The 1,583-nt window shown below is 42.1% G+C and carries 1 protein-coding gene; it reads right to left on the minus strand.

Annotated elements, in window-relative coordinates:
* Nucleotides 1–41: 41 nt before the first annotated feature.
* Nucleotides 42–1,583 (minus strand): amino acid adenylation domain-containing protein (locus tag F6K53_RS41200; RefSeq protein ID WP_293086098.1); only part of this gene is annotated, 1,542 nt, incomplete at its 5' end.

Below are 1,583 nucleotides of genomic sequence, written 5' to 3' on the forward strand. Positions count from 1 at the left end.
CTGTCAACATCGCTCAAAGGATTGAGAAATACTAAATTATGCTACCGAGGACAATAGTAATAAATACCTCCTGACAATCCCGAAACCCGTTCTGGTTTAATTAATAAATATGTTTGTACAGGATAAAGATTTCCTGCAGAAGGGTAAAGATATTTGGGTAATGGATAATCGTCCAGTTTCATTTGCAGCAGACAGCTTAAAAACTGGCTAAACTCCTCTAAAGGAAGGGGTTGCATCAAGAATTGTCGATAACTCTGACGTTTGAGGTAAGCTTCTTTTTGAGCTTCATCAAATTCTGAGAGCGGTAAAGAAATAGTTTCTTTTGTGGGAGATGGAGAACGCAATCCTGGTTGCTTGAGTTTAAATTCAATTTTCTCCACAGGGTCTTGTATTACCCCTGTTGTTTGACTAGGTTGATAACCTTCTGGTAGCTTGGCTTTGTCAACAGAGGACTGACTGGGGACAATATAAGCGACTAAACGCTTGTGTTCCGACTCGCCAAGAACAACAACAATAGCCTCCTTGACAGTAGAATGCTCGCTTAATGCAGCCTCAACTTCACCCAATTCAACGCGATAGCCATTGATTTTAACTTGGAAATCTGAGCGACCGAGAAATTCAATATTACCATCGGGCAAATATCGTCCCAAATCACCGGTTTTGTACAATCGTTCGTGAGTAACTGGGTGAGTGATAAAACTTGCGTTTGTCTTTTTCTCATCTAATAAATACCCAGAAGCTAAACCAACTCCTCCGATATAAAGATCTCCAGATACCCAGACTGGAGCAGGCTGCATTAGATCGTTGAGGACAGAAACAGTTTGATTGGCAAGGGATTTCCCGTAAGGAATGCTCTTAGTTACAGGGGAAATTTGTTCGATCGGATAATAAATTGACCAAATTGAGGCTTCAGTTGCACCACCTAAGCTAACAATTTGGATATCGCTCCACAAATCTTTAATTTGCTCTGGTAAAGTTAGTGGTATCCAATCGCCACTGAGCAATGCTAATCGTAGGGTGCCATGGGACTGGTTGAGCTGCCCAGACAAGTACTCAACTAACATTTGCATTAGTGCGGGTACAGAGTTCCACAATGTAACTTGGTGTTTAACAATTAACTCGTACCAACGAGCAGGATCTTTAGCCTCAATAGCAGATGGAATGACCACAGTTCCTCCAACAGCCAGGATACCAAAAATGTCATATACCGATAGGTCAAAATTCAAAGCGGACACAGCTAGTATTCGGTCATTAGCTGTAACATTGAATCGCTGGTTGATGTCGAGGATGGTGTTTACTACTGCTTGATGCTTAATGATCACCCCTTTGGGTAAACCTGTAGAGCCAGACGTATAAATTACATAGGCTAAATCTTCTGGATGATGTACGGGGACGAAGGATATTGAATCATTTTTTCTTGACTCGAAAGTATCTACAGACAAACACTCAATTCCCTCTGGTATTGCTAGTTGTTCTAACAGAGGTTCTTGGGTCAGAACTACCTTCACTTCCCCTTGGGTCAGTAAAAATTCTCTTCGCTCCTGGGGGAGTTCGGGGTCAATAGGCACATAGGCCGCACCAGC

Origin of the sequence: Moorena sp. SIO4A1 (assembly GCF_010672065.1) — a bacterium.
Classification (GTDB): Bacteria; Cyanobacteriota; Cyanobacteriia; order Cyanobacteriales; family Coleofasciculaceae; genus Moorena.